Consider the following 2,295-nt stretch of genomic DNA (forward strand, 5'->3'; position numbering starts at 1 on the left):
CTTTACCAGCAGGAAGTATAAAAATTCCTTTGTCAGCGTATGTAGGAGAGAGCACATCTTCTAGACTATTAGCTTCATTTTATAACTCTATACCTAATGGATATCATGTATATAGACATACTGATGGTAGAGATTATCTAACTCCTGATGATCCTACTACTCCTAGTGCATTCCAACACAAAGACGGTTGGTATGTAAGCAATGATGGTAAACTAGCTATAGGTCAAGATGATGCTAAAGACCTAGCAGTAACTAGCACAGCAAAAGCTTCAAACTATCCAGATGATGGCTCAGTAGCTAAGATAGTAAATCCTAATCCAAGTTTAAAAGTGTTTGGATCGGATAATATAGATAATATAACCGTAGACGGTGCACAAATAGCGTCTGTGCTTGGAGGAGTTGGAAACGATAACGTTGATCTCAAAAACGGTGCCAAAGTCTTTGGCGTTTCCGGCGGTTCAGGAAGCGATAATATAACCGTAGAGGGTGGCTCAAAAGTAGATACATTACTAGGTGATAATAAAACTAAAAATGATGTACATGAAAAAGCATATCAAGCAAGCCAAGGAAAAAATATAGATATAGAAGATAACGGTGCTGCTGGTGATACCATAAAAGTAAGCGGAAACGGAACGCAGGTCAGATTCATAGGCGCCGGCAACGGAGACGACGATATAACCGTGGATAAAGGCGCAAAAGTAGGTCTTATACAGGCCGACGAAGGAAACGATAAGGTAACCGTAAGCGATAGCGGAACTTACGTTAGCGGTATAAACGGTAGAGGCGGCGATGACGAGATATTGGTAGAAAAAGGCGCTAAAGTAGACGGTATAGTCGGAAGATGGGGTAACGATAAGATAACCGTAAAAGATACCGGTACCGTCGTAACCGAAAACATAGAAGGCAACGAAGATAGCGATACTATTAAAATTTTAGACGGCGCAAAAGTAAAAGGATACGTTAGTGGCGGACGCGGCGAAAGCCCTAGCATATATGGCGGAGCTGCAGATTCTGATAAGGATAACATTACTGTTGAAAACTCTACTGTTGAGGGAGTTGTAGAAGGCGGTATATGGGGCGGCAATGATGAAATGAAAATTAAAAATTCTCATATAGGCGGAATATCCGGCGGAAACGGCGAAAATAAGATAGATATTTCAAATGTTACTAATTTAGATGCAAAGACTATTTGGGGCAATAAATTTAAAGATATCGTAAATATTGACGGAACGCTAAAAAATTCTACTATTATAACTGTTGAGGGTGAGGATACAGTTAATATTAACGCTGGTGCGATAATAGATAAGATTGATATAAATACGGGAGCTGACAAAGATACTGTAAATATCAATGCTAATATTACCGCTGATGTTGGCAAGCAATCAAATATTACGACTGAGGGCGGTATAGATACTGTAAATATCGCTAGCGGAGTAACGCTAACTCGTACTGTTATTAGCACGGGTGCTGGAGAAGAAACTATAAAGATCAATGCTGGTAAAACAGGTGTTACAGATCGTATAACATTTGAAGGATCTTCTTTGGATACTGGAGCTGATAAAGATATAGTAGAAATCACAAATACTATGTTCAAAAAGGGTAGTAACGGTGAACTATCTAATTTAAGTACCGGTGACGGCAATGATGAAATTACTATAAAAAGTGGAACTATTTTTCAAGAAGCATCTTATATACAAGCTGGAGATGGCAATGATACTATAACGCTAGAAAGTGGTGCTAAATTTATCGGCGGTAACGTATATGCACATGAAGGCAACGACAAGGTATACGTTAATGGAGCAGATTTCAAAGATGGTGGCGTAAATGGTGGAGCAGGTAATGATGAAATTTACGTTAATGCTGGTTCGAAGTTTGATCATGGCTATATAAATAGCGAAATCGGCAATGATAAGATCTTTATCAAAAAAGGTGCAAACTTAATGAATGATACAAAAATCGAAGCTGGAGCAGGCAACGATGAGATCACAATCGAGAAGGGTGCAATCTTGAATGATACAAAAATCGACGGCGGAGCCGGATTTGATACATTAAAAGTAGCTGACAATAGCATAGACTTTAGTCATGTTAAAAATATCGAAAAACTAGATATGACTAATGGAGAAAAGACAACCTTAACTCTTACAGCTAGCAATGTTCAAGATATATTACGTGATAGTAATGAGAATAAGCTAAAAATAGATGGTGATAGTAATGATGAGCTTACTCTTGGAAGTAGCTGGACTAAAGGTGCTAGTTCTGGTGGTTATACTACTTATACTAGTGGCACAACTACAA

Annotated in this window: 1 protein-coding gene; it reads left to right on the forward strand. The window is 38.5% G+C overall.

Going from position 1 to position 2,295, the window contains the following annotated elements:
- Positions 1-29 precede the first annotated feature (29 nt).
- Positions 30-2,295 (forward strand): hypothetical protein (locus F3G69_RS09140; RefSeq protein WP_149715055.1); only part of this gene is annotated, 2,266 nt, incomplete at its 3' end.

This window comes from Campylobacter concisus, from assembly GCF_902460625.1.
Classification (GTDB): domain Bacteria; phylum Campylobacterota; class Campylobacteria; order Campylobacterales; family Campylobacteraceae; genus Campylobacter_A; species Campylobacter_A concisus_AD.